Annotated in this window: 3 protein-coding genes; all 3 read left to right on the top strand. The window is 42.6% G+C overall.

The window, feature by feature from the left end; translation table 11 throughout:
• Positions 1–2,821, top strand: a 2,821-nt coding sequence (locus H6S82_RS21340) for a CHAT domain-containing tetratricopeptide repeat protein (RefSeq protein WP_191056669.1), incomplete at its 5' end; no start/stop codon positions are given.
• Between the two features lie 23 nt (positions 2,822–2,844).
• On the top strand, positions 2,845–3,180 hold the full coding sequence (locus tag H6S82_RS21335) for a hypothetical protein (RefSeq protein ID WP_190468927.1): 336 nt from the start codon (positions 2,845–2,847) through the stop codon (positions 3,178–3,180).
• Positions 3,173–4,152 (top strand): hypothetical protein (locus H6S82_RS21330; protein ID WP_199317931.1); only part of this gene is annotated, 980 nt, incomplete at its 3' end. The genes H6S82_RS21335 and H6S82_RS21330, both read left to right, overlap by 8 nt.

The raw sequence follows: 4,152 nt of genomic DNA, 5'->3' as shown, positions 1-4,152 counted from the left end.
TGAGGAACCGCAGATTTTACAGGCAAACTCGGAATTGCTGGATTTGGGGTTTGTGCAAGTTTGCGAGGCAGTGGCGGCAGGGTTGGCAGAGGAAGGAAAACAGAATGAAGCTGATTTTTTGCGAAGTGTTGCCAGTCAGCTAGGGGAATTTTTGGGGATGAATGATGAGGAAGATGGCGATAACTCTGAAGGGGAAAATACCGAGAAGTATGTAGAGTTTATCCTAGAATTATTGCACGCAGAAGAAAGCTATAGAGATATTTCGGTAGTTTACCCGATTTTAGACAGAGGGAAGCATCTTCTCAATGTCCGTTTTGCGGCAATTTTAAATCAAGTGGCTGTGAATTTAATTGCCAAACATCCAGAAGCAACTAGAGAGATTATCCCCATTATTGGAAATTTGAGTATTCATATTAGTGGCTTTCCGCGAGGGAAGAGAGCGAATAATATTGAAATTGGGATCGCTGGTTATCAAATAGTTTTAAACAATCTGGAACCTGGCAGCGAACTATGGGCAACGGCGCAAAATAATCTGGCAATTGCCTACCATTCCAGAATCAGAGGAGAGAAGGCAGACAATCTCGAACAAGCGATCGAATTTTACACCGCCACACTCACCATTTACACCCGCGAAGCTTTTCCCCAAGAATGGGCAACGACGCAAAATAATCTGGGAAATGCCTACTGGGATAGAATAAAAGGGGAAAAAGCAGATAACCTAGAATTAGCGATCGCATCCTACACCGCCGCATCGGAAGTTCGCACTCGCGAAGCTTTTCCCCAAGATTGGGCAGGGACGCAAAATAATTTGGCAGTTGCCTACAGTAATAGAATCAAAGGGGAAAAAGCAGATAACCTGGAAAAAGCGATCGCATATTACACTGCCGCCCTCACCGTTTACACCCGCGATGCGTTTCCCGAAAAATGGGCAATGATGCAAAATAATGTGGCAAATGCCTACCGTAACAGAATCAAAGGAGACAAGGTAGATAATATCGAAAAAGCGATCAAATGTTACCGACAAGCCCTAGAAATTCGCACTCCCTCAGCCTTCCCCCTAGATTGCCTTGACACAGGACGCAACCTCGGCAACCTCGCTTTTGAACTCCAAGACTGGAATAACGCCATCTACGGCTACGAGAAGGCGATTGCAGCCGTCGAACAAAGTCGCGATTGGGCAGGAACAGAAGCTGCCAAGCGAGAGATTCAAGAAAATGCGATTGAAGTTTATTTCCGAATGTTACAAGCCTGCATCAATGCCCAAAATTTAACCAAAGCAGTTGAAACCGCAGAACGCAGCAAAGCCCGCAACCTGGTCGAACTCCTTGCCAACCGCGACCTCTACCCCAAAGGCGACATTCCCCAAGAAATTTTGACTCGACTCGATAGCCTGCGGCGAGACATCCCCGCCATCCAGCGCCAGTTAGGACAAAAATCTACCAGCCAACTCTCGGAGTCGAACAACGACACCCAAAAGCAATTGCGCGACGAACTAACAAAACTCCAACAGCAGCTAGATAGCGTCCTAGAACAAATCAAACCATTCGATCCCAACTTCAGCTTTACCCAAAAAGTTGAACCAATTCTGCACAGCGAGATTCAATCCTTAGTGGCCGATAATACGGCAATTATAGAGTGGTATATTACTGAGGATAAATTTGCCACCTTTGTCATTACATCAACTTCGCCTCAAATTCAACTCTGGCAATCTTCCGAACAAGATTTGAAAGACTTAGGAAACTGGGCTATAGAATATCTGACCGATTACACTGACGAAAAAGACGCAAACAAAACTCAGTGGCGGCAAAATTTAGCGACTCGCCTGCAACGCCTTGCGGAAATTTTGCACCTTGATGAAATTATCAAACTCGTCCCTCCCACAGTCGATAAACTGGTGTTAATTCCCCACCGCTTCCTGCATCTGTTCCCGCTTCATGCGTTAAACCTTACGAAAACAGCACATAATAATAGTTATTGCTTGCTCGACAGATTCCCTCAAGGCGTTAGTTATGCTCCCAGTTGTCAACTGCTGCAAAGAGCGCAAATGCGACAACGCCCCAATTTTTCTCACCTGTTCGCCATCCAAAACCCCACCAAAGATCTAACTTATGCCAACTTAGAAGTGCAAACTATTCAGCAGCACTTCAACCCTCAAGATATCCTGATCGAAACTGCGGCTAAAAAAGCAGTTATAGATAATAACCGTCTCAGCATCGCTGACTGCATCCACTTCTCCTGTCACGGCTATTTTAACTTTGAAAATCCCTTGCTTTCTGCGTTACTTTTAGCTGACTGCGAATTACCTCCACCGCCACCAAATCCAGACCCTAATCGCTATTTACCTCTAAAAAATAACAAAACTCTAGACTTGAAACAATGCCTCACTTTAGCAGATATTTTTGACCTCGACTTGAGAGCCTGTCGCCTAGTCGTCCTCTCTGCTTGCGAAACGGGAATTACCGATTTTAGTAGCCTCAGCGATGAATATATCGGCTTACCCAGCGGTTTCCTAGTTGCAGGTAGTCCCGGCGTCGTCTGTAGTTTGTGGTCGGTGAGTGACTTGTCTACGGCTTTTCTGCTGATTCGCTTTTATCGAGAATTGACAGAACAACCCAGCCTTAGCGTTCCAGTCGCCCTCAAAAAAGCTCAAAACTGGCTGCGGAATTTGTCCAGAGAAGACTTGCTCAAGGAACTGGATACTTTAAAATTGGATACAAAACGCCGAGAAGGAATCGAACGATGGTTAAAATTAAACGGTAATCCAGCTTTCCCTTTTGAAGATCCCGCTTATTGGGCGGCTTTCTGTGCGATCGGACTTTAACAACTTTCAGGGCAAATCAATTTATGGATTCTAACAAAATTCTTCAAGCTTTTCTAGAACTGCTGAAAAATAATTTTTCTGCTTTCCCTCAAGCCATGCAAGACTTACCTCTTCTTAATAAAAGTCTAGCTGAATTGCCAGATGATGAAATTGAACAAGCGGTCGATCTTATTATTGATTGGTGTAGCGAACGTCAGCCGTTAGGAAAAATTATTAGCGATTCTTTGCGACAAATAAAACTCGACCATCCGATCGAACCACTTCCTGACAATTTAGACAATACTTTTCGAGAAGTTAGAAAAACCGTTCAGCAAAAACTTGATGCCCTAAAAAAAGCACAGGATGAAAAAAATGGGTGAGCGACTTTCCGAACCGAATATTTACTTGTTTGCTTTTCATTTGCTTGAGGGTTTCAACACCACGCCAACTGCAAACAATCTCGATTCTTTGAAGGAGAGATACCTGGAAATATTAAAAAATTTTCAGGTAAAATCGCTACCAGATTTACACGCGACAACAAATTATTCTATCCCGATCGAAGGCGAAGTTTATTTAGAAGAAAATCCCAACAATCCCGATATCGAACCATTAATTGTTAAAGGTTTTGTTCATCCTCTGAATCTTAGCGATAGTTACGCTTTTGGTTTAAACATCGGTTGTCCAGAACCAACCCCTAGCGACAAATATCAAGACATAGACATCACCGATTTGGGAAAATTTCATCTGAACTGCTTGCTGCCAAATTTTGTCCAAAGTTCTCTAGGGCAAACTTTACTAATTACAGCAAAGTTAACTATAGCACAGAAGCGAGAAGGCGAGCAGTTTATTCGAGAATTAGCCGATAAGTGCGTTCAAAATTTTATCCCATCAGAATATCATAACAATCTAGGGCTCGATCGCGACGGTGAACTCTTCGGTAGTCCGATTTTTGAATACGGTAATCCTAACCAACCAGATAGTTACATTCATGTGATTGTTTGGTTATTTACTCACCCAGAAACAGAAGCGAAATTTGGAGACTGCTATCAAGATTTCTTAATATTATTATTTTACCGGCATAAAATTATCCAATCTTATAAAAATAGTCGATATGTAAAAATGGTAATTGCGGATGATTACCAAAAAATCGAAAACCAAATTGATAAAATAAATGAGTTGTCCACGCAAGTAAATTTGAGCGAAGAAGAATTAAAACAATTAAAGACACAACTGAAAGAACTTCCGAAAATGGCGCTAGAATACGCTCAAATGCTGCGAGATTTAGAAGATTACCGCCACACCATTGGATTAAACGATCGCAATTACTTAGATACTATTGACAGAATAGGAGA

This window comes from Planktothrix sp. FACHB-1355 (genome assembly GCF_014748295.1).
Classification (GTDB): Bacteria; Cyanobacteriota; Cyanobacteriia; order Cyanobacteriales; family Aerosakkonemataceae; genus Aerosakkonema; species Aerosakkonema funiforme_A.
Note: the sequence above shows the minus strand (reverse complement) of the source record. Positions and strands in the feature narration are given on the sequence as shown.

Coding starts and splice junctions, on each gene's coding strand:
- H6S82_RS21335 (WP_190468927.1), top strand. CDS start 2,845: ATGGATTCTAACAAAATTCTTCAAGCTTTTCTAGAACTGCTGAAAAAT.